The sequence below is a fragment of the Pseudomonas idahonensis genome (assembly GCF_037903935.1).
Classification (GTDB): Bacteria; Pseudomonadota; Gammaproteobacteria; order Pseudomonadales; family Pseudomonadaceae; genus Aquipseudomonas; species Aquipseudomonas danubii.
The window spans coordinates 3,434,426-3,455,822 of sequence record NZ_CP149586.1 but is presented as its reverse complement, the minus strand read 5'-3'; the positions used below and the strand labels follow the sequence as shown (position 1 = coordinate 3,455,822).

The 21,397-nt window shown below is 64.2% G+C and carries 9 protein-coding genes; 1 reads left to right on the top strand and 8 read right to left on the bottom strand.

Going from position 1 to position 21,397, the window contains the following annotated elements:
• Nucleotides 1-23: 23 nt before the first annotated feature.
• From WIN67_RS15545 to WIN67_RS15525, 5 genes are all read right to left on the bottom strand, one after another.
• On the bottom strand, nucleotides 24-10,448 hold the full coding sequence (locus tag WIN67_RS15545; RefSeq protein WP_339069093.1) for a hypothetical protein: 10,425 nt from the start codon (nucleotides 10,446-10,448) through the stop codon (nucleotides 24-26).
• 15 nt (nucleotides 10,449-10,463) lie between these two features.
• On the bottom strand, nucleotides 10,464-11,831 hold the full coding sequence (locus tag WIN67_RS15540; protein ID WP_213666383.1) for a hypothetical protein: 1,368 nt from the start codon (nucleotides 11,829-11,831) through the stop codon (nucleotides 10,464-10,466).
• Complete coding sequence (locus WIN67_RS15535; protein ID WP_339069087.1) at nucleotides 11,828-15,385, bottom strand: hypothetical protein; 3,558 nt, start codon at nucleotides 15,383-15,385, stop codon at nucleotides 11,828-11,830. The genes WIN67_RS15540 and WIN67_RS15535 overlap by 4 nt, the downstream gene beginning before the upstream one ends.
• Before the next feature lie 2 nt (nucleotides 15,386-15,387).
• Nucleotides 15,388-16,317: a hypothetical protein gene (locus tag WIN67_RS15530; protein WP_339069085.1), complete on the bottom strand. Its 930-nt coding sequence runs from the start codon at nucleotides 16,315-16,317 to the stop codon at nucleotides 15,388-15,390.
• A gap of 92 nt (nucleotides 16,318-16,409) precedes the next feature.
• Nucleotides 16,410-16,745 (bottom strand): hypothetical protein, encoded by a 336-nt coding sequence (locus WIN67_RS15525; protein WP_102879333.1) that lies wholly within the window; start codon nucleotides 16,743-16,745, stop codon nucleotides 16,410-16,412.
• Between the two features lie 470 nt (nucleotides 16,746-17,215).
• Here WIN67_RS15525 and WIN67_RS15520 point away from each other — a divergent pair, with 470 nt between their 5' ends.
• Entirely contained in the window at nucleotides 17,216-18,067 is an 852-nt protein-coding gene (locus WIN67_RS15520) for a hypothetical protein (protein WP_339069082.1), read from the top strand.
• 418 nt (nucleotides 18,068-18,485) lie between these two features.
• Here WIN67_RS15520 and WIN67_RS15515 read toward each other — a convergent pair whose 3' ends face one another.
• The 3 genes from WIN67_RS15515 to WIN67_RS15505 form a co-directional block, all read right to left on the bottom strand.
• Nucleotides 18,486-18,998: an Imm15 family immunity protein gene (locus WIN67_RS15515; RefSeq protein ID WP_339069080.1), complete on the bottom strand. Its 513-nt coding sequence runs from the start codon at nucleotides 18,996-18,998 to the stop codon at nucleotides 18,486-18,488.
• Between the two features lie 117 nt (nucleotides 18,999-19,115).
• Nucleotides 19,116-20,261, bottom strand: a complete 1,146-nt coding sequence (locus WIN67_RS15510; protein ID WP_102879336.1) for an AAA family ATPase — start codon at nucleotides 20,259-20,261, stop codon at nucleotides 19,116-19,118.
• 14 nt (nucleotides 20,262-20,275) lie between these two features.
• On the bottom strand, nucleotides 20,276-21,136 hold the full coding sequence (locus WIN67_RS15505) for an RNA ligase family protein (protein WP_339069078.1): 861 nt from the start codon (nucleotides 21,134-21,136) through the stop codon (nucleotides 20,276-20,278).
• Nucleotides 21,137-21,397 lie beyond the last annotated feature (261 nt).

Genomic DNA, 21,397 nt, shown 5'->3' with positions numbered 1-21,397 from the left:
AACAGTGCGCGGTAGTGGTGGCCTCATGCACCTCCTTGTTCCGGTGGAACCTTGCTTGCGGATACCCAGAGGGTTTCGATGCTCAGCAGCGGTGGCTGGTTGTCCGCGGCCACCGCGCCCCGTGCCAGTTGCGCCGGATCGTCGGCGCTGAAGGCCCGCAGGGTCAGGTCGACCCGGGCGTTGCCCTGGAGCGTGACCTGTTCGGCCAGCCGCCAGCGGTCGATGGCCTGGCTGAAGGCGCTGGTGAAGGCCGGCGGGCTGTTCAGCGAGGTCGCCACCGGCAACAGCAGCGCCGCCGGCAGCACGGTGCGCGCGACCACGCCCGGCGCTGCGACCTCGTAGCTGTAGCGGCCCTCCATGCCGACCTGCACCGTGGTGCCATTGCTGCCGGCGCCCAGGGCGGCGAAAAACACCTCCAGGTAGTCGTCCAGGCTGGCGTTCGGCACCGGCAGGTTGTCCAGGGAGAAGGTGCCTTGGCTGATGTGCGGGCTGATGCTTTCGACAAAGCGCACCACCGGCGTCGAGAAACGGAACAGCGCATTGGTCTGCAGGGTGCCGATATCCGCTGCGGGGAACAGGATGCGGTTGCGCTCCACCGACAGCGAGGCCCAGGCGTTCTGGTGGTCGAACAGGTTGAGGGCCGGCAGGCTGGTGCGGCGCTCGTCGATCAGCAGTGCGTCCGCGTAGTCGAGCCAGACGGCCGGCTGGCTGCCCTTGAGTTGATAGCGATAGGCGATCAGCCCCGGGTTGCTCGGATCGACCACGCTCACCGCGTCGTACTGTTGCGGCGCGATCTGCACCAGTGGCACCGGCAGGCTGACCTTGCCGAACTCTGGCAGGGTGGCGCTGATCTGCCCGCTGGCCGGATCGTAGCTGGCCGCCACCTGATTGATGCTGACATCCAGCAGCAGGGTTTCGGCCCGCTCCTGGCCATCCACCGTCACCGGTGCCAGGACCTGGCTGAAGCTGCAGGTCAGGGCCTGGGGCGCGACAAATGCCGCGGCGCTGCGCAACAGCGGCCGGGCCCAGGCATCGTAGGCCTCGGTGACCTGCTGGACGATGTAGACGAAGGCCTCCACCGCCTGTTGCGCCGCGGCAATCTGCACTGCGGTGGGCTCGCCGAAGTTGATCGCGCTGAGGTTGTCCTGCATCGCCACTTCAATGCTCGGGTACACGCTGACGAATTGCGCCAGGGCGGTGACCAGGCTCTTGTCGACACTGCGCAGCGCAGCATCGACGGTCGGCGTGTTGAGGGCGATGGCCACGTTCAGGCTGTCCTGGGCCGTGCCGCGCACCAGTGAGTCGAAGGCGTAGGTCCACTTGCTCAGGTCCGAGACTTGCTGCGGCACCTGGGCCCAGGCCGTCGCGGTCTGCCCCTGGATGGTCGGCGGCTCGGGCAGGGCCCGCAGCAGCACCGGTAGGTTCAGGGTCTGACCGTCGGCCAGGGGCACCCGCAAGGGGCCGGAGATCAGCGAGATCCAGTTCGACTGGGTGTAGCCGCTGATGCCCGGCACGTTGCGCACGTCATGCTCCAGGTGGCTGATCTGCAGCTCCAGGTCCAGCGGCACATAGCTTCTTGCCGTCTCGTTGCGCGAATTGAAGACAAACGCCAGGGCGCTTTCCCCAGGGGCGTCGGGCAGGCCGATGCGACCGCTGCCAAAGGCATAGTTGTCGTTGCCGGCCTCCGGCGCTTCGCTGTTGCCCGCCACTTTGGCGGCGCTCGCCACCGTTGGCTGGCCGTACAACGACAGAGGCTCGCCGGTGGCGCTGCCTTGCACCGAGAAGCCGACGATGGCGGTGGTGCTGTAGGCCGAATACAACTGGTTGAGCAAGGTCTGGCGCAGCTTCTCGCCCGCGGCGGCCCGCGCCGGGCCATCCTGCGGGCCCGCCGAGAGCACCGGCTTGATGGTCGATGCAATAGCGTCGGCCAGGGTCTGCTTGGCGCTGAGGATTTTCCCCAGGTTGCCGTCCTTGAGCGGGTCCTTGCTGCCCAGCAGGGTGTCGAGCAGAAACACCGAGGGCGCGTAGGTCGGCGCGAGGAAGCCGTCGATGGCCTTGAGGGCGGTTTCGAACCACAGGTTCTGATCGACCCCGGTGAGGGTCAGGGTCACTGGATCGCCGCTCGGGAATGGCTGGTCCGGCTGGTAGTTGGGGTAGATCTGCACGCTGTCCGAGGTCAGGCTGCGGGCGATCGGCTGGGCGGCGAAGTAGCCCGGGGCCGGATCGATGCGGTAACGGATGCCGTCGTTGCCGTCGCCGAGGGCGAAGCGCGCAGCCCACAGGGTCTGGCTGCGGCCGTCCGGGGTGCTGCCCGGGTCCGCGGTGCCGCTGCCGACCCGGGTCATCCAGGCCCCGGCCCGCTGGAACAGGGCCTCGAAGGCCCGGGCGAACTGGCTGTAGCCGCTGGTGCTGGCGCTCAGCGCGTCGGGGACCGGCAGCAGGGTGCTGGTCACCGCCACGCCACCTTCCAGGCCGGCGACATCCGGCTCCACCAGCGCCGCCACCCGGCGCAGGCTGAGGGTCAGGCTCAGGGGCAGGATCGAGCCCGGAGCCAGGGCGTCGATGTCCACCGCCAGCTTCAGTTGCACCGTGGCCGGCGCGGCGGGGCGGGTGCCCTGGACCACTTGGGCGAGGTACAGGATCACCCCGTTGACGTAGTCCAGCAGCGGCTGCGCCTGGCTGTCGTCGAGTCGGCTCAGGGGCTGGGCGAACAGGCTGTTGACCAGTTCCACGCTGACCGCGCGGCCCTGGCACCAGGGCAACTGCAAATCCTTGTAGGACTGATTCAGCTGGTAGTAGATCAGGTTGAACATCCCCAGGTCCTTCTTGGCCTGCTCCTTGACGTTGTCACCGCCGGCCGGGTCATAGCTGGAAGTGTCGAGGCTCAGGCTGATCACCAGTTGCGCGCCACCGGCAACGGCTTCGTAGGTATAGAAGCTGCGGGTATTGGGCCAGGCCGACAGGGCGATCAGCCGGTCGCAGTAACGCAACGGCAGCGGCGGGTGATTGAGGCTGCCGGGATAACCAGGCGTGGGGGCCTGGAAGGGGGTGACGGTGATGTTGCCGAAGATGTCCAGCCAGGTCAGGTTGACCTGGGCGAAGCTGCCCACGCCACGGTAGGGGTTGTCCGCGGCGCTCGGCAGCCCGGGCCGGGCTGGCACTGGCGCGGCATTGCTGGTGGCGCGCCGGGCCAGGCCAAGGGTCTGCTGGTAGCTGTACTGGCTGTCTTCGGCCAGGGCATCGAGGGCCCGGGCGCGGCTTTGCGGATCGCGCATGGCCTGGCGGTGGGCCTGGGCCTCGGACGAGTCGACGCCACTGTCCGGCCGCTGCGGGCCGAAGGGCAGGGCCAGCTCGCTGGCGCTGAACCAGGGCGAACCGTCGAGCCCGGCGGACAGCACCGAGTACAGGTTGTACAGGTAGGCGCTGGCGTAGCCGTCCGGGTCCAGGCTTGGCGAATCCACCGGCGGCGGGTTGTTGCGCAGCACACTGAAGGCCGCGTTGCCCTGTTTGAACACCGCTTGCAGATCGAAGGTCTGGGTGTCGATGCTCAGGCTGCTGCCGACGCTGAACAGCCCGGTGACCTGCGCGGCGCTCACCGCCAGGGCGTCCAGGTCAAGGCCGTAGTAGGTTGCCAGAGACTGCAGGCTGTTGCCCGGCGCCAGGCTGGCGTCGACGACATAGGTCAGGGCCGGGATGAACAGCGCCACGCCGCCGGCGGCGCTGACCCCGGGGTTGAGGTTGGCGATCTGCGTGGCGCTGATCGGTTGCAGCGCGCCCACCGAGTAGTAGCGCGCCAGGTTGTCGAGAATGCTCGCGCTCTGGCCGTTGCCGGCGCTGGCCTCGGCCGGGGTCACCAGGTGAATGATGCCGTCCACCGGCACCTGCGCCGCCTTGCTCAGCGTTACGCCGGCATTGAGCTCGGCGATGCGTCCAGTGCCGATGCCGTAGAAGGCCGCGAGGCTGTCCAGGCTGTCGCCGGCGCTGGTCGGTTGGCTGCTGTCGGCGGTGGCGGCCGAGCGCAGGGTCATGTGGCTGCCTTGCTGGATCACCGTGTCGGTGCTGACGAAGGCGTTGACGAAGTTGCACAGGCGGCCGTCGAGCGCGTCGCGGGGGTAGGTCACCACCAGGGTCAGGGTGGCCGTGCCGCTGTCGTCGAAGATGCTGTCGGGCAGGCCGGCGGCGGCGATCGCATCGTAGTAGCTCAGGTAGTAGCCGCCGGAGCGCACGGTGGACAGTTCCCAGAGCAGCTTGACCACTTCCTCGGGCGGATTGAGGATGCCCCGCGGCCCGGCTTCTTCGGCCAGGCGCGCGGCCATCAGGGCCGGCGGCGGGTTGGTTTCGGTGGACAGGTTGGTCTGGGTCAGGAAGGCCAGGAAATCGCTGGCGGCCTGGCTCAGCAGGTTGCTGGCCTTGGCGTTGCCCTGGGGCATCAGCAGGAACTGGCCGCTGATGATCCCGCTGCCCAGCTCGCTGACCGCGATCAGCAGGCGTTCCAGCAATTGCGCGTCGGTGGCCGACGGGCCGAGCAGTTCATAGGTGTAGGACAGGTTGCTGCCGCTGCCGGCGATGGCCCCGGGTTCGGCCTGGGGCAGGCGCTTGATGGTGAAATCGACCCGGGTCGCGTAGCTGTAGGCCGGGATCTCGCGGCGGGTGGTTTCCAGGGTCGCCGGGTCGGTGGACACCTCGCACGGGGTGAACGCCGGCAGGTAGGGGATTTGCTGCGTCAGCTTCGGCAACTGCCGGGCGAGGTTGCCAACCCGCTGGTTGATCAGCTGGATCAGGCCGTCGGGCAGGGACCAGAGCATGGGCTGCACGCTGGCGCCGCCCTCGCTGCTGGCCCGCAGCCCCGGCTGGCACAGGTTGCGCAATTGCTGCAGGTCGGCGGTCGACCACAGGGACACGCTTTTCACCGCGTAGTCTTTCGGGCTGCGGGCCACAGTGGGCAACAGGTCGATGCGCGGCGCCGGCTGGAACTTGCCTTGCCGGGCGTAGGCCAGTACCCCGCTGAGGTTGCTGTAGGCCTGATTCAGGTTCATCGAGCCGCTGCTGGCCCCAGCGATCTGCACGAACGACAGATCGACCCCGTGGCTGGTGGCGGCCCGGCTCAGGCTGATGGGCAAGTCGCTGCCGGGCAAGAGGTCGGCCGGGGTCGGGAACTGCTGCCCGGTCAACTGGTACAGGCCATAGGCGTTCTGCTGGGCGGGGTAGAGAAACGCCGGGCTCAGGCTCAGGCCGCCCATGCCCGCCGGGTTCGCCGGCAGGCGCAGGCCGTAGGCCAGAAAGCGCGAGAGCATGCCCGCCAGTTGCGACAGCTGGTCGGTGGTCACCAGCAGATTCCACAGGTCCTCGGTGTACAGGCTGTTGAGTGAGGTCAGGGTGATTTGCGCCTTGGCGAACAGGGGCGCCACCCTGAAGTTGGCCGACGCCGGGTCGCTGAACAGGGCCATGGCACTGACGCCGAAGCGCGCGCCGGCGCTGTTGAGGCTGTCGCCGGCGGTGCGGTACGCCAGGTTCGGCAGCAGCAGCGGCTGGCCGGCCAGCAGCAGCCCGGGCATGGCGTAGAGCGCACTGTCCTGGGCCAGTTGCGCCAGCGTCACGCCCAGGGTCCGGGCCAGGCTGTTGAAGGTTTCCCCGGGGCCGGTGGTGCACTGGTGGATGTCGTTGCCCACCGGCAGGCTGATCACCTGATTGGCGGCGATCACCAACGAGTTGCCATTGGCCAGGATCAGCCCCGAGGCGCTGGTGCTCCAGCGCGCCGGCACGCTGCTGTCGGACCAGGCCGCGGCGACCTTGGCCAGGGTGTCGCCGCTCTGCAGGGTGTAGGCCGGCAGCGGGATATCCAGGCTCAGGCCGTCGCTCAGGGCGACTTCGGCGTTGGGCCGGACGATGTCGTCCAGGGTCAGGTTGTTGCCGCGCAGGTCGTTGGTCCAGCTCAGGATCGCGCTGACGGAATTGCCATTGGCCGTGGTGTAGGCGTAATCGTCGAAGGCGTTCAGCGCGACCTGCAACAGTTGCCGGCCGATAACCATGAAGGCGTCGGTGAAGATCACCGCGGCCATGGATTCGCTGTCGTCCGCCGCGGCGCGCAGTGCCGGCGTCGGCGTTTCCTCACTGGTCACCAGCGCCGCCAGTTCCTTGAACATCTGCGCGACATTGCTGCGGTAGGTGCTGTTGGTGCCCACGTAGTGGGCGAAATCCACGGTGGCGCTGCCGGCATTGGCCAGGGGCACGCCCAGGGACAGACCGTCGAACACCGGAAACAGCACCGAGCCGGCTTGCAGTACCTGCTGGATCTGCGCCTGGTTGGTGGCGTCGGGCAGGGTGATGCTGACCTCGAAGGACGACAGGAAGGTCAGCAGTTCGCTGATGCCGAACGGCGGGTTGGCCAGGTCGGCCAGGCGTTTGATGTCCTCCACAAGCATGGCCTTGTCAACCAGGGTGCCGAGGATGTCGGCCAGGGTGTCCTGCTCGCTGCTGGCCGAGCCCAGGCTGCCCACCAGCCAGGGCAGGTAGTCGGCACACAGGCGTTCGAAGCTGCTGTTGCCGGCGCTGTCGGCCGAGGCCCGGGTCGGCGAGGGCGCGTCCATGGTCAGCAGGAACACGAAGGCTCCTTGCTGGTCGGCGTAGTCGCTGGCGCCCTCGTTGCACAGCACGGTGAATTGCGGCGTGGCGTAGAGGTTCAGCAGCGGTTTGCCGGCGGCGCGCAGCAGCGTCATCGGTTGCGGCGTGGTGGCCCGCCGCGCACTGGCCAGCTGGACATGGCGGGCCTGGCGCGCCAGCAGCAGGCCGGGTTCGGCCCAGGGCGCCGGGCCGCTCTCGATGGCGTTGATCTCGAAGCGCGCCGAGACGTCGGCATGGAAGGAAAAACTGATGCTGAAGCTGAACAGGCCGAGGTCGATCTTGACCTTGACACTGACCTCCACCGTGGCCCGGGCGGCAATTGGAATCGGCTTGTAGCTCTCGTAGGTCAGGGACAGCGACAGGGTGATGCGCACGTTGACCGCGGCCGAGATGATGGCGAAGTCGATGCTGCCGTAGAGCAGGCCGATGACCCCGACCGTGCCCTGGATCTTGAAGTAGTAGTCGTCCTGCACGCTCTTGCCGGCCGACACCAGGGCGGTGGACGGACGATAGGCGTGGAAGGCGGCGATGGTGCCTTCCAGGATACCGAACACGGTCAGGGCGAAACCGGCCTTGAGCGGCCCCTTGACGAAGTTGTAGCCCAGGCCCAGCTGCAGGCCGAGGCCGAAGACGATCACCGGGTCGAAGGTGCCCTGGGTGGTTTTCGGCACCTGGGTGGCGGTCACCGACGACAGCTTGCCCAGGTAGAAACCGCCGGCGCCGAGCACCGGCACGCCGTAGACGATCGCGGAAATCGAGAACGAGCGGGTGAAGTCCAGGTTGTAGGGAAAACCGATGTCGATGAAGAAGTCGCCGTTGGTGTAGATCTTCACCCCGATCTCCGGCAGCACGATGGACACCGCGCCGAAGTTGAGGTTGCGGATGCTGTCGGGGAAGGTCCATTCGATCTGGTACACGCCGACGTCGTCGGTGATCTTCTTGTACAGGATGTCCAGCACCAGGTTGCCCAGGGCCTTGGCTTTCTCCCCGGCCAGGGCCAGGCGCAGGCCATAGAGGTTGGGGTCGTTGAACACCAGCATCAGGTCGACGGTCCAGTCCTTGCCGGTCTTGAGCAGCAACAGTTGCCCGGCGATCAGCCAGTCGCTGTTGCGGTTGTAGTAGGGCACGCCCTTGCTGCCGCTGTCGCTGGGGTTCAGCGGGTTGGTGTAACCGGTGGTCGACGGCACGTCCTTCAGGGCGTCGATCACCGCCTTGGTGTTGGCAAAGCTGTCGTAGCCGCTGATGGCCACCCGCTGGCCGAGGACCAGCAGCGGCAGGCTGAAGTAGTCCGTGCCCTGGCCCGGCACCGTAGGCAGCTTGTCCACTGGCTGGCCTTTGCTCGGGTCCAGCAGGTTGCTCCAGTCCTGCTGCTCCTGGGGGTTGTTGCCCTTGAACACCGAAGAACCGTCGATGCCCAGGGTGATCTTGTCCACGCCATTGACCTTTTTGCGCTCGAACACCAGGCCGTCGATGCTCATGAACCCCAGGTCGATCTTGCTCGCCAGGGTGTACTTGGCGCTGATGCTCGGCACGCTACTGCCGCTGCTGTTTTCCAGGTTGATGATCAGCGACAGGCCGTCGAGGGAAATCTGGTTGAGCACGTCCCAGGGCGAGCTCAGGGTGAAATACGGGTCGCTCAGCGATTGCATGAGTTTCTGGATCAGCCGGCCCAGGCTCCAGTTCTTCAGGGTGAAGGTCAGGGCCTTTTTGTCGACCTGGTAGATCGCCGTCAGGCCTTCCCAGGACAGGGTCAGCTGGGCGTTGCTGCCCTGGTTGTCGGGGGCGAAGCTGTAGCCCAGCAGCACGCTGTCGTTGAGAAAGCTGAAATCCCACAGGGTGGTGGCGCTGCCGCTGTACTGCTGGTTCGCCGGCTTGCTGGCGTCGTAGCTCAGGCTCAGGGTGGCCAGGGTGTCGACGCTGAAGGCCTGGCCCAGGTTGAAGGTCCAGCGCAGGCTGCCGGCCACCGTGTAGCTGTCGAGCGGGGTGTTGCCGGTGCTCAGGCTGGCGTCCACCTCCAGAGTGTTGACCAGCAGTTGGCCGGGCAGGAAATCCGGAAAGCTGAAGGTCCCGCCGAAGCTGAGGAACTGGCTGACCAGCTGTTGCACGTCCACCGGCTGCGCCAGTTGCGCGGCGACTTGCCAGGTGGCCGGGGTCTTGCTGCCGTCGTAGTCGAGGCTGGCATTGGCGAAATACGGACCGATGCCGACCAGGCCACCGATCCCCGCCTGGTAGGTGGTCACCGCCGGGGCATTGTTGCCGCTGGCGCTGGTGGGCGTGGTGGCCTTGATGTACAGCTGGCCGTCGGTGACCGAGAGAATCGGCTTGCCAGCGAAGGTGAACAGGTTCAGGTCGAGCTCGAAACCAGCGTTGAAGGCGTAGCTCTTGGCACCCACATCCAGGCTCAAGCCGACGTCGGACAGCGAGGCGTCGACGAAACTCTTGGGGATGCGGATCAACTGAGCGGTCAGGGTGGCGATCAGGTCATTGAGGTTGGCCGTGCCGTCGAAGCGCGCCAGCAGCTGCAGGTCGGAATTGAACTGGACAAAGAACAGGCCGTTTTCGTCCGCGGTCTTGCCCTTGAACACCTCGGGCAACAACAGGAAGCGGGTCTGGAACAGAAAACTCTGGGCGTTGCCCTCGGGCAGGAAGTTGATCCCCCACACCAGTTCGAAATCGGTGACGCCGAACACCAGCTGGTTGGTCGGGTCCTGCAGGGGCACCCAGGGATGCTCGAGATTGATCACCGTGGGGTCGGCGCCCAGGGTCACGCTGGCGGTGCTCAGGGCCAGTTTCGGCTGGGTGACGCCACTCAGGGCGAGGCTGCGCAGGCCGATTCCGGAGAGAAACTGTTGCAGCACCGGCGGCGTGCCGCTGAAGAAACTGCCGTTGTTGTCCAGCAGGCCGATGATGGTCGCCGGGGTCAGCAGGGCGCTGCCGTCGTCGCTGTGGCCGAGGTAGAAATTGAAGGCGCTGCCGTTGTTGATCTGGGCCAGGGCGCGCATCTGGTAGTCGACGGACTTGCCGTTCTGGTCGGTGAGGCTCAGGTTGAGGCCGAAATACAGGCTGACCTGCTGGTCGTAGAAGGCTTCGGCCGGGTCTTCGCCGTCCTGCAGTTCCGGCGGGCCGATGATCAGGCCGAACACCGGGGTATCGACGTTCAGGTACAGCAGCTTCAGGCCGCCGCTGACGTTGAGGAACGGCGCCTGCAAGGTGGTGGTGGGCATGAACACCTCGACCCCGTCGACCTTGGCGAAGTCCATGCTGCCGGTAAAGGGCAGGGCCAGGGTCGGGAATCCCAGGTTCTGCACCACCGCGACCGCGGTGCTGAGCTGGGGCGGCGGCGTCAGCTGGGCGGCGAAGCCCTGGCGCGGGCCCTGGCTGGCCTTGAAGGTGAAGACCGCGTTGCTGATTCCGGTCCACTTGAAGGGAATGCCGGTGGCGAAGCTCGACAGGTCGGCCCAGGTCCAGCTGGCCGGGGTGGTGACGATTTCCAGGCTCAGGCTCTGGGCCCCGACAGCGCCCGTGAGGCCGAAGGTCAGTACCAGCCCCTGCTGGATGTCCTGTTGCAGGAAGCGCGCGCTGACCCCGGTGACCTTGAAGGTCTGGGTGGCGGGGTTCAGCGGCTGCACGCTCTGCGCGGTGAGGTTGACCGTGAGCCCGGCGACCGGCGACTGGAAGGCCGCCTTGAGGTCGTTGTCCAGGGTCGCGGACACGCTGACCGTGGCGTCCGCCAGGCCGGCGATCAGGTAGTCGCGGGTGAGGACGAACGGCGCGCCGGCATCGCCGGTCAGGGCCGCGGCGAGGTTGCTCAGGGGGCTGTTGGCCATCTGTCTTCTCCTTGTTCAGACCGTCACAAACAGGGCCAGGTGATCGCTGGTGGAGCGGATGTGCCCCAGGTTGCGCCAGCCGCGGTAGCGTTGCCGATCGCCCGCGGCGAATGCCGGGGCGGGGGCGGGGGGCGCCGGGATCCAGGCGAGCGGCGGCGCCTGGAAATCGCTGGCCATGGCCACCAGGCCCATGGGCGCACCGCCGGGCGCGGGGTTGACCACGTTCAGCGGCACCCCGACCACGGTGTTGGCAATGGTGAAATTGCCCGCCGCGCCGCCGCGCACCAGGATGTTGTCGATGGAATACAGGCTGCTGCTGTTGGACGAACCGATGTAGCGGTAGCCCGGATAGGGCACGGCCCCGGCGTTGGTCGACCAGAAAATGCTCGCGTTGCGACTGCGCAGGTGGGTGGCGAAGTAGCCGGTGTAGGCCTCCAGCGCCGGCGGCGGGGCCAGGGCCGGAGGTTGCAGTTGCAGGCCGTAGCCCAGGGCGGTGAGGGCGCCATAGCGCCCCGGATCGTTGCCGTTCTGGCTCAACAGGTTGACGTTGAAGTCGCCGGTGATGATCCGGGTTTCCAGCGCGCCCAGGGCGGCGCTGATGTCGCGCACATTGGCCAGGGCGTTGAGGTAGGCGTTGGCCGCGACATATTGCGGCGGCGAGTGGATGGCAAACAGCGTGAGGTTGCGCTGCACCACCTCCGGTGGGCCGTCGACGGTTTCGCAGAAGGTCACCATGTAGGGTTCGCGCAAGCCGCCGTAGTTGATCGCGGCGCCGAAATTGTCGACGAACGCGACCCGCGCCGCGCAGCGGCTCTCGTTGAGGTTGCCCGGGTTCAGCGCCGTGGGCGGAATGGCCCGGTTGGGCACGCTGAAGCAGGTCTGGGTCTGCAACGCCGGGTAGTTGCCGGCGGCCGGCGGGGCCAGCACCTGAGGGTTGAAGCTGATGCCATTGCCCGCCGGCGACCAGGCGTTGGGGCCGGTGAACAAGCGCTTGCCCGCCGCCACGCCGCCGCCCGCCGGAATCACCGGCTTGTAGAACACCGCGACGCCCTCGGCGCGCCCGGCCTGGCCGACCACCAGGGGCGGCACCAGGTTCCAGGGCACGCCGGTCTGGTTGCGGATGCGCAGCAGCAGTTCGGCGCAGCCCTGCCAGCCGCCGGTGGGGGAAATCAGCGATCCGGGGCCATGGCTCGGACCGCTGGCCGTCTCCACCACGACGAAGATGTCCGGGTTGAACGCGGTGATATGGGCCAGGATCAGAGCCAGTCGGTCGGCGGCGTCAAGGTCGGGAATCAGGGCGCCGTTGCGATCGCGCTTGGTGCTCAGCGGGCGGATCTTGTTGTAGCCGAAGCTCTCGATGTTCCAGTACAGGACCCGAGTCATGGCGTCACCTCCGATGGTCCGGTCAATGCCGGTTGCGTGGACTGGCCCGACTCCACGGCGAGCAGGCTGGCGGTCTTGCTCTGCGGGTCTTTGACGTAGGCGGCGTACCAGCCCAGGCTGCCGGAGGATTGCGGGTCGCCGAACAGGAAGAACTGCAGGGTGGCGCCCGGCGGCAACTTGGCGATGCCGAGGATCTTGATGCCGATATCGGTCAGTTGCAGGTTGAAGAACCTGGCCTGGGTGTCGGTCTGACCGGGGATGGTCTGGTACAGCAGTTTGATCGGCCCGGTGGAGACCTTGATGATGCCCTGCAGGGAAAACACGCTGGCCGACGGCGCGGCGCCGGGCAGGCTGAGGCCGACAAAAAGCATTGGGCTGGCGTCGCTGCTCTTGCTGCCGGGCGACCAGGCGATCAGCAGGTCGGACTCGAAACCGGTGCCCGACACCAGGGACCCGGGGGAGCCCATGGTGACCTTGTAGACGATGCCCGACCAGGCGCCCGACAGCGCCTTGAGCGCCAGGTCCTGCGGCAGCACCGGGAGGAAGCCATAGTCCGCGGGCTTTTTCTGCGCCGGTGCCTGGATGAACTGCTTGAGCTGCAGGGTGAAGCCCTTGTACAGACTCTGTCCGCGCACCTGGCTGGTGGCCGGGTCGAACCCGAGGTTGTCGGGGTTGAAGGCAAAGCCCACGGCATTGGGTGTGGCGCTGGGAAAGGCCATGGCGATTTCCAGGTTGGTGTAGGCCAGGCCCTGGTTGCTCGGGCTGCCGTCGGCGCTGCCGAAGGACAGCAGGTCGAAGGGCCCGTCCGAGGTCTTGAGCAGGGTGAAATCCAGCTTGCCCCAGAGCAGAAAGCGGCTGGCAGTGGTGACCCCGCCGTCCGGGCTGCCCAGGGTGTTGAACTGAATGCGGTTGACCGAGGCGGCCGGCAGCACGTTGCTGTCGAGGTTGAACAGGTAGCTCTGGCTCTGCTCGAACACGTAGGTGGTGGTGTCGTTCTGTTGCAGGGCGCTGCCGTCGAGCACCATGGCGTTCACCGCGCTGGGCTGGCCGGCGCGCAGGGTGGCGCGGATCGGCGAGCCGAACAGCAGGTCCAGGCTCAGCTGGATGCGGCTGTTAAAGGTCACCAGCCGCGATTGGCGGAACAGCGCCTGCAGCTGCAGGACACTGAAGGCGTAACCGTTGCTGGTGCTCAGGGCCACCGGCATGTCCGGGGTCGCGCCGTTGGCCTGGGCCTGCTCATAGGCGGGGTTCTGGTAGTCGATCAGACCGAACAAGGTGGAGATGCCCTGGATATCCAGGGTGTCGCCCTGTTGGCTGATGCGGCTGACACTGGCGCCAAAATGGTGGGCCAGGAAGCGGCTGTAGTCGATGCCGGCGGCGATGCCCGCCAGCTGCTCGGGCAGGCTGTCCAGGGGCAGGTCGGCGTTGAGCACCATGAAGCCGTTCCAGGCCGGGTCGCTGACCTGGGCGACGAAGTCGGCGTAGAGGCTGTCGGGGCTGGCCGCGGCCTTGGCCTCGGCGACAGCGATGAAGTCCTGCAGCCACTGGGACAGACCGGTGTAGGCCAGGGTTTCCAGGCCCGGCGCCAGGTCCGCGGTTTTCGAGAACGTCTCGGGCATGGTCCAGCGATTGGGGTTGTCGATGCGCTCCTTCAGGCTGCCGGCGCAGTACTTCATGATCAGCACATTGCGGTAGCTGGTGGTTTGCACGCCGACGCCGATGTTGGCGATAAAGCGCCAGTCGGCGATGTCCATGCGGTTGCTGAAGCTTGCGCCCTGGGTGAAGAACGGCAGCGGATTGACCCCCACCAGAAACAGCTGGTTGGTCTGCAAAGCCTCGTGCAGGGCCTCGCTGGGCTGCACGAAGGCAAAGTCCAGCGGTCCCTGGATGGATGGCGAGCGGGCCAGCAGCACCTTGGCGTAGCCGATGCCGTCGGCGTCCAGGTCCACCAGCAGGCCTTGCGGGGTGGTCGCCCGATTGGGTTGTGCCGCGTCGGCGGTCAGCAGCCGTTGCAGGCGCCGGGCCCGCGCGGCTTGTTTGCCCGGCAGGGTCGCGGCGCTGATCAGGCTCTTGCGCGAGGCAGCGAGGATCTCGCTTTCGAACTGGGTCAGGTTGAGGCTGGCATTGCTGCTGGCCCCCGCGTAGGGCACCAGTGGGAAAGCAAACCCGGCGTCCTGGGGCAGGGGTGTGCTCGGCGCGGCCGGGGCCAGCAGCGGTGTGGCGCCGTTGCTGCGGCTCTGGCCATAGAGCGGGCTGCCGTCGGGCTGGGCGCTGTAGGCCGGGGTGGAGGCGCCGGCCACCAGGCTGCACCAGGAGGTCCGGTGCGCGTCGTTCAGCAGGGCGCTGACCGCGCCACTGGTGGGCGTGACCAGGCTGCTGGTCTGGAACGGAAACACCGGGGCATAGGCCGCTTGCGCCGCCAACAGGCGCAAGCGGTCGTTGTCCTGCGGACTCAGGGAAGAGTTGTAGGCGGTAAAGCTCAGCCACTCGGTGCCGAAGATCCCGCACAGCAGGTTCTGCCCGGCGCTGGCGGCCGGCAGGCTCAAGCCAAAGTCGCCGGCCAGGGTCAGGCTGTAGCTGCCGCCTTGGGCACAGAACACCAGGCTGGCGGCATAGGGCCGGGGCCAACCGTTGGCGTCCAGGCCATTGAGCGGGATCAGGCTGATCGGGTTGCCGGCGGTGCTGCGCCACTGGCTGGGCAACGCGGTCGTACCGGTGTTGGCGAAGCTCATGGCAGTACGGATCAGACCGGCGGCCAGTTGCGCCGCGGCGATGTTCTGATTGAGCGGGTCCAGCGGGTCGAGCACGCCGCCCATGGTCAGTTTGGCGGGCATGCCGTTGGGGTTGAACACCGGGTAATTGAGCACGCTCTGACCGCCTGTGGTGTTGGCCACATAGGTAAAGCCGGTCGGGAAATACTTGAGGGCGGGCTGGCTGCTGTAAGTCAAGGCGTAGGTCAGGCTGCCGGCCTGATTGCCGTCCAGGGGCACGTAGGCCAGCGGCTGTTGCGGCGGTGTCAGCTGCAGGCCGCTGTCGGCCGCCAGCTTGTCGATCAAGCCCATGGTGATGCCGGCATTGGATTTGAGGCGCAGGGCGTTGAAGTCCGGGTCGTATTTGACGTAGGTGCCGAAGTTGATGAAGAACGTCAGGCGATCGCCAAGCTGCAGGTTGAGGTTGTTCTGCACCTGGCTGGGGGCCGTCACGCTGATGCGCAGGCCGTAGCTGTTGAAGGCCTGGGGCGCCGGCAGGCTGGAGCCGGGCAGCCACAGCAGCGCGCGGCCGACGAAGTTGCGCTGGTCGACGGCGAATAGAAAGTCGTACAGGGCGTTGACGAATGCCGTGGGGTCGCTGCGCAGGGCAGCCGGTTCGCTGGGGGCGAACAGGTAATGGCCGGCATATTTGTCGAAGGCGTCAGCCGGACTCAGGCTGGCCGGCAGGCTCCCGGTCGCGGTGCCTTTGGGCATGACATAACCGCGCCAGCCATAGCCGCTGGCATCCGGCAGGGCGTAAGCGGCGCTGTGGGCGATCTGCTGGTAGTCGGACGTGCTGGTCATGTCTATCCCCTGCAATTGTCGGCGCGGCCACGGATCCACGACCAGTCGGCGACACTGCCGACGTAGTGGTTCGGTGGGTTGTGACCGGACTGGAAAGTGCCATCCAGGCTGAGCTGCCCTTGCTGCTCCTGGGTGGCGGGACGAAAGTCCAGGAGTCCGCCCTCGATTCGCACCGGCCCGACGCTGGACTGTCGCAGGCTCACCGGGGTGGCGGTGGCCATGAGGGTGTAGCGGTCGATCAGATCGCTGGCGTAATAGAAACTCACCTGGGCGGTCAGCGCGTTGCTGCTGTCGGCCTTGTAAGGGTCCAGCAGCTCCACGATCACTTGCAGGTCCGGCAGCAAGGGCTGGCGGTAGCGGGCCAGGACGCTGGTGATCGGGCTCTGCCAGCGGATCAGGTCGCCACGATAGGCCTGGGTCACGGGTTTGCCGCTGTCGCGCAGGTTCTCGATGGTGAAGTCGGCCAGCAGGTGCGAAGTGTTGGGCGGTGCGCAGAAAAAGGCGCCCAGGCTGCCCCAGACTCGCTGGCCATCGCCGTTGGCCAGATTGAAGTCGGCGGTGGGAGCGGCGGCGGTCATGTTCAAGTCGGTCAGGGCGGCGTTGCCCAGGGAAACCTGGGCATTGACCCGGGCCTCGTTGCTGTCCACCACCAGCACGAACATCACCGGACCGACCTGGCGATTGACCTTCATCCCGGGCAGCAGCACGGGGCCCGGTATGCAAGGATCATTGGTGGTGGCAGAGGAGGAGGGCGAGAGGTCGACGCAATCCGCGGCTGGCGCGATGGCATCGCTGCTGGAAAGGGCCTGGTCGTGGCTGCTGGATACCGTTGGCAAGCGGCTGCCGGTGGTCATCAGCCACATTGCAGTCGCCAGGATCGCGCCGAGGGTTGCCCAGAGAATCCGGGTGTAGAGCATCCGTTGCCTGGTCACGCGAGGGTACCGTCCATGTCCCATATTGCATGAAGCAAAGCCGGCGCCATGCCGGCTTCGCAAATGGGCTCCGGCCTAGGAGCCCGAGTCGATCACGACAGGGTGAAGGTCCCGATGTTGGTGTTGTTGAACGGTGTTTCCGAGCCGCTGTCGATAATCACCCCGGTGAACAGGATGCTGAACGCCGAGCCCACGTTCTGCAGTTTGACCTGGGCACCCTTGCGCAGGATGACCGGGCCGGCGGAGGTGTCAGCGCTGAGAGTCTGGACAGTTGCGGTGTTGTTGACCTGGGTGGCCCACAGCAGGTTGTTCTGATAGCTGAAGGTCACTTTGGTGGTCTGGTTGGGGTCGCCGTTGTAGGTCGCGGTGGACTGGCTGTTGATGGTCAGGGGGGTGGTGACGGTGTTTACCGAGGTGAAGGCGTTCATGTTGAATATCCTTTTCGTGTGTTGGGCATGATTCAGCTGGCTGAACCGGGTGAGAGTCTAGGTGTGCTTGTTCGTCTGTCGAGGTCGCTGAACAAGCGTTCGAAAGGCGTTTTTGACCCTCTGGCGATGCTCCGGACCCACCGCGTTTAGCGCTGTAGGCCGCATAACTTAAAGGCTCTTGGCCTGAATTCGAGTTCGAGGAACAAGGCCTCTAATAGCGTTTTGTTATCACTGTTAATACAAAATAGTTGGACAGTCCCGAGTTCTGCGTCGATGCCCACGGATAGAGCGAAACCGCAACTAAGCCGGCAGTTGTGGGGCGAGGGGGATATTGGAAAGAGGACGCAGGATTAACTCAACTAAATTACTATTTAGTTGAGTTATAATTAAAATTCATATGATTGGGGTAGGGTATTGCAACCTTTATCTCCAGTCTGAATGATGATGACTTCCGGCATTGAGAAATCACTATGACTGAATCGCCTAATCAACAGATTGACTTCGTTGCTTTAGCTCACGCTTTCACCGAAAAGCTTGCCCAAATTGCAAGCCTTGCGGTACCTATCATGGCGGCTTTGGCCGAGGTGATCCCTAAGATTGCCTTAGAGATCCGTAGCGACTGGCGGGAGTATTTAGCGAAACTTGACGCGCTTCCTGCACAGTCGAAAATAGCTATGACTGTTGCCGCTGATAAGGGATGGTTTTTTGGCTGGTCAACATCTTTAGATGATTTGATGCCGCTAATCGAGCGCATTACGAGTCTGCCTGATGATGAAATTGATCAATGCATGGTCGATTACTACCGGGCTAATTTTCAGGAATTTGTTGATCGTCTGGTCGCTAATAATCCCTCCAGATCGGCCGCAATTAAAGCTGCTGCACGTGCTCATGTAGAACTAGGTGCTGATGGATTTTTCCTTTCAACCCCGGTTTTTATCGCTCAGGCTGATGGATGGCTCTCTGAAATGCTTGGCGTTGAATCACCGTTGGGCATGAAGCGAGACGTCAAAGGTGAACCTAAAGTCCGCTCCACAACGGCAGGCTATCTGCTCAAGCAAAGGTTCGAATCTGACCAGGAGTCGCTAGATCTTCTTCATCCGGTTTTCACGCTTCATGAATCTGATTTTCTTAAAAGCTCAGCAGCCCGAAGCCAGCCACCCAGTTCACCTGGATCATTCACAGCACTGAATCGTCATCAGGTAATGCACGGGGAGTGTTCGGACTACGGTACTGAAGTGAACAGCCTGAAAGCGTTTTCATTCCTTGTTTTTGTAGGCTTACACCTGCAATCCATTTGGGCTGATAAGAATCTGCTTAAGTGAGCTTCAAATCTGACCATTAGAGCCCCCCAGCTCTGCATAGGAAGGTTCGCATAATGTATATTATGTTAAATTACGTATTATGCTGGCATTGATCTGCTGCTCGCTCACGCGGTTATGCATCTTTCGCATTCAAGGCACTGAGGCTGATGGTTCATTCAAAATCAGTCGACTGGGTCAAGGTCATATCAGCGCCAACAACTGGATGACTCCACTGCTCCTTGAAGAATGATCCGTCTAGACGCGGTAGGCTTCATTCAGGCCAACCTAGTCATCCACACTGCCATCTGCAAGACACTTAAAGCTTCTACCATCTCCCATCAAGTACTGACTTGAGTAACACCTACAGTGCCACGGACTTAACCTTAACTAGGCGCCAAAGAAATTTCTCATCTTCATCGAACAGACTAGTTCTTTGCACTCAACAAGTCCTGGGAACAGCAAAGATCCTTACAATTTCCTCAGCGCAAACGGCGTCATGAAATCTACTTTCATAAAAATCAAAAGCAGTTTCTACCCCGCAGTTAGAAAAATGGCTTTTTACTTCTTGCATCTCCCATGACTCAAGACCTCCATCATTTTCTCGTACTTTTTCCAAAAAACCGACCGAGGCCGGCTTTGGATAAATAAATATATTAGGTATGAGGATGCCTTGTTCCTCCAACCCCTCAAAGTCTGTAAAGCTCACGGCAAAAAACACACTTTCACTTCTTGATACTTCTAACAATCTTAAAGTATTCAAAAGAAACACAGCGAGCCCTGTCAGAAAGTTAGAAGCCCCGCTGCCGCTCAGTTCATCCTTCAAGAGCTTTAAGCGACTGTATCTTGACACAAGTGGAATTTCTTCAAAGCTTTCATAGTTCTCGAAGAATACATCCATGTCATTGTACGGTTCTTCGCTGATTATTTTACTGTAGATATCTGTAAGCTTCATTTTTAGGAGGGGCTCCATCCGTACTTGTTAAGTCATTTATTTATTTTCTTTTGCTCTGCTATAAACTTTGAAAGCTTTTAATGAAGTGCGGACTTATATCTGGAACGTAAGTGCCACTCACCCCGTCACCGCCTGATAAACCACCCGGTGCGCCTCGGTCGGCAGCGGCACTTCCCACTTGAACAACATGCGGCGGATATCATCGTTGCGCAGCGAGGTGTCGCGCTTCTGGTTGCGCCGCATGATTTCGTCCTCGGGCCGCTCCAGGTAAAGAATTTCCACCTCGGCGCCGTAGCCGTAGAGCAAGTCCAGGGTGCGGTTGCGCATCTGCGCCGACAGGTGCGTGGAGTTCCACACAAAGGGTTTGTGCTCGCGCAACAAGGCCTTGGCCCGGTCGATGGCGTAATGCGCAGCGGCGCCTTCGTTCTGTCCGTGGCGCAGGCCCAGGGCCTGGCGCGCGTCGTCGAACGACACCACCGGCAGCTCCGGGTAATGTTGCGCGGTCCAGGTGTCCTTGCCGCTGGCCGGCAGGCCCGAGAGCATCACCACCGACGAGCCCTGCGGCGCGTGCAGTGGGTAGTCGGGATGTACCCGGGCGCCACGCAGGTACTGAATGCGTGTGTACTCGTCGACAAAGGCCCGCGGCCCGTGCAGGCAGCCCTCCTCCTGCGCCAGTTCGCGCCACAGTTCGATGGCGTCCAGTACATCGGCCTTGCCGGCGTAATCGCGGCCCTGCATATCGGCCTCGGCCACGGCACAGAGCATCCACAGCGGCAGTTCCCAGGACAGTTTGTGCAACAGGAACTCAGCGCTGCGGCCGCTGCGATCACCCTGCAAGGCGAAAAACGGCACCTGATGCACGGCGATGATGCGGCAGATCTGCTCGCGCAGCTCGAATGGCACGCCGGCGCGCCACAACAGCAACCGCGCGTCCACTGCGCCCCGGCGCGAGTGGCCGGGCTGGCCGATACGCCCGGTATCCGGGTCGATCACCGTGGTGTCGGGCTTGGCGATATCGTGCAACAGGGCGGCGAAAAACAGCACAAAGCGCTGCTCGGCGCTGGCCTGCTGGTAGGCGGGTTGCGCCAGCAAGGCTTCGACTACCAGACGGGTATGAATCCACACATCGCCCTCGGCGTGGTAGGTCGGGTCTTGCGGTGTATCGGCCAGGCGCGCCAGGGCCGGGATGGCCGCCAGGCAGGCGGCGACGTCCATATCGCGCCCCGGCTCGGGGACCAGTTGTTGCAGTTGTCGAATATCCATATCGGGATGCTCCTTCAGTAGCCGTGGCGTGGGCCCTGCCAGTCCATGGACAGGTGCGGGGCATAGAGGTCGACGCCGTCGGCCAGCTGATTGGGGATGAAGGGTTGGTTGGCATGGTGCTGGTCGGCATCGAGGATGGCCTGGACGAAGTCCTGGCGTACCCACTTGAGTCGGCCGAGGGTCTGCTGCTCGTCCTCGAGCTTCAGGTACAGGCCCTCCATGCGGCTGGAACGGTCGCACTGGCGCCAGGCACGGGCCAGGTCGAGGCCTTCTCGGCGCACCACCTGCTCGAACACCTCGCGCCAGCGCTCGGTCTTGGCCAGCGAATCGCCCACCAGCGCCATCAGCTCGGCATGCCGGCGCGGCGCCGGGCCTTCGTACAGCACCGGCACCGACAGCACCGGCCCGCCCTCGAGCAGGCACCGGCGCGCCGCGGTGGAGAGGAACAGCCCTGTGGCGCGGTCCCACACATCGAACTCGCAGAAATAATGTGGCAAGCGGTCGTAGAACACCGAGTGCTTCTTGTGCAGCCATTCGCCATACAGCACGAAGCGATCTTCCAGGCGCTCCAGCAACCAGTGTTCGTGAGCCACGGCCCACTGCTTGAACAGATTGAACTGGCGCTCGCGCCCACCGCCAGTGAGGTAGTGACCGCGAGATTGCAGGCGCAACTCGCCGCTTGCGCTAAAGCTGATGCCGGCGTTGGCGCCATCGAGTTTTTCTTCCACCACCAGCCACTGCCCGGCCAGGGCGGCATAGCGCACCTGGCCAGTGTCAGTGTCGCCATCTTGCAGGCGCGAGCCTTGCAGATGGGGCGTGCGGGGGTATTTGAGCAGTTCCAGGTTGTGCGCGGTGGCACGAATATCCGTGTGCATGGGTTTGTCCTCGAAAACAGAGAAAAACCAACGACAGGATCAGGCAGGCATGGCAGTGAAGCGCCGCCGCGCGCAAGCACGGGCAGCCATCAGGCAGGATGGACCGTCGTCGGTATCAGGCGTGTTGGCTGGCGTAGGGCACTGGCTTCACCACTTGGAGAAAAGGTTGCAGAGGCTTTAGGGCGCGCATTCAACAGCAGACAGCGGCATCAGGTCAAGCCCAGAAAGGACAAAACTCCAGCGGCCCTGTTTGCGCGCAAC

Coding starts and splice junctions, on each gene's coding strand:
- WIN67_RS15545 (WP_339069093.1), bottom strand. CDS start 10,448: ATGGCCAACAGCCCCCTGAGCAACCTCGCCGCGGCCCTGACCGGCGAT.
- WIN67_RS15540 (WP_213666383.1), bottom strand. CDS start 11,831: ATGACTCGGGTCCTGTACTGGAACATCGAGAGCTTCGGCTACAACAAG.
- WIN67_RS15535 (WP_339069087.1), bottom strand. CDS start 15,385: ATGACCAGCACGTCCGACTACCAGCAGATCGCCCACAGCGCCGCTTAC.
- WIN67_RS15525 (WP_102879333.1), bottom strand. CDS start 16,745: ATGAACGCCTTCACCTCGGTAAACACCGTCACCACCCCCCTGACCATC.
- WIN67_RS15520 (WP_339069082.1), top strand. CDS start 17,216: ATGACTGAATCGCCTAATCAACAGATTGACTTCGTTGCTTTAGCTCAC.
- WIN67_RS15515 (WP_339069080.1), bottom strand. CDS start 18,998: ATGAAGCTTACAGATATCTACAGTAAAATAATCAGCGAAGAACCGTAC.
- WIN67_RS15510 (WP_102879336.1), bottom strand. CDS start 20,261: ATGGATATTCGACAACTGCAACAACTGGTCCCCGAGCCGGGGCGCGAT.
- WIN67_RS15505 (WP_339069078.1), bottom strand. CDS start 21,136: ATGCACACGGATATTCGTGCCACCGCGCACAACCTGGAACTGCTCAAA.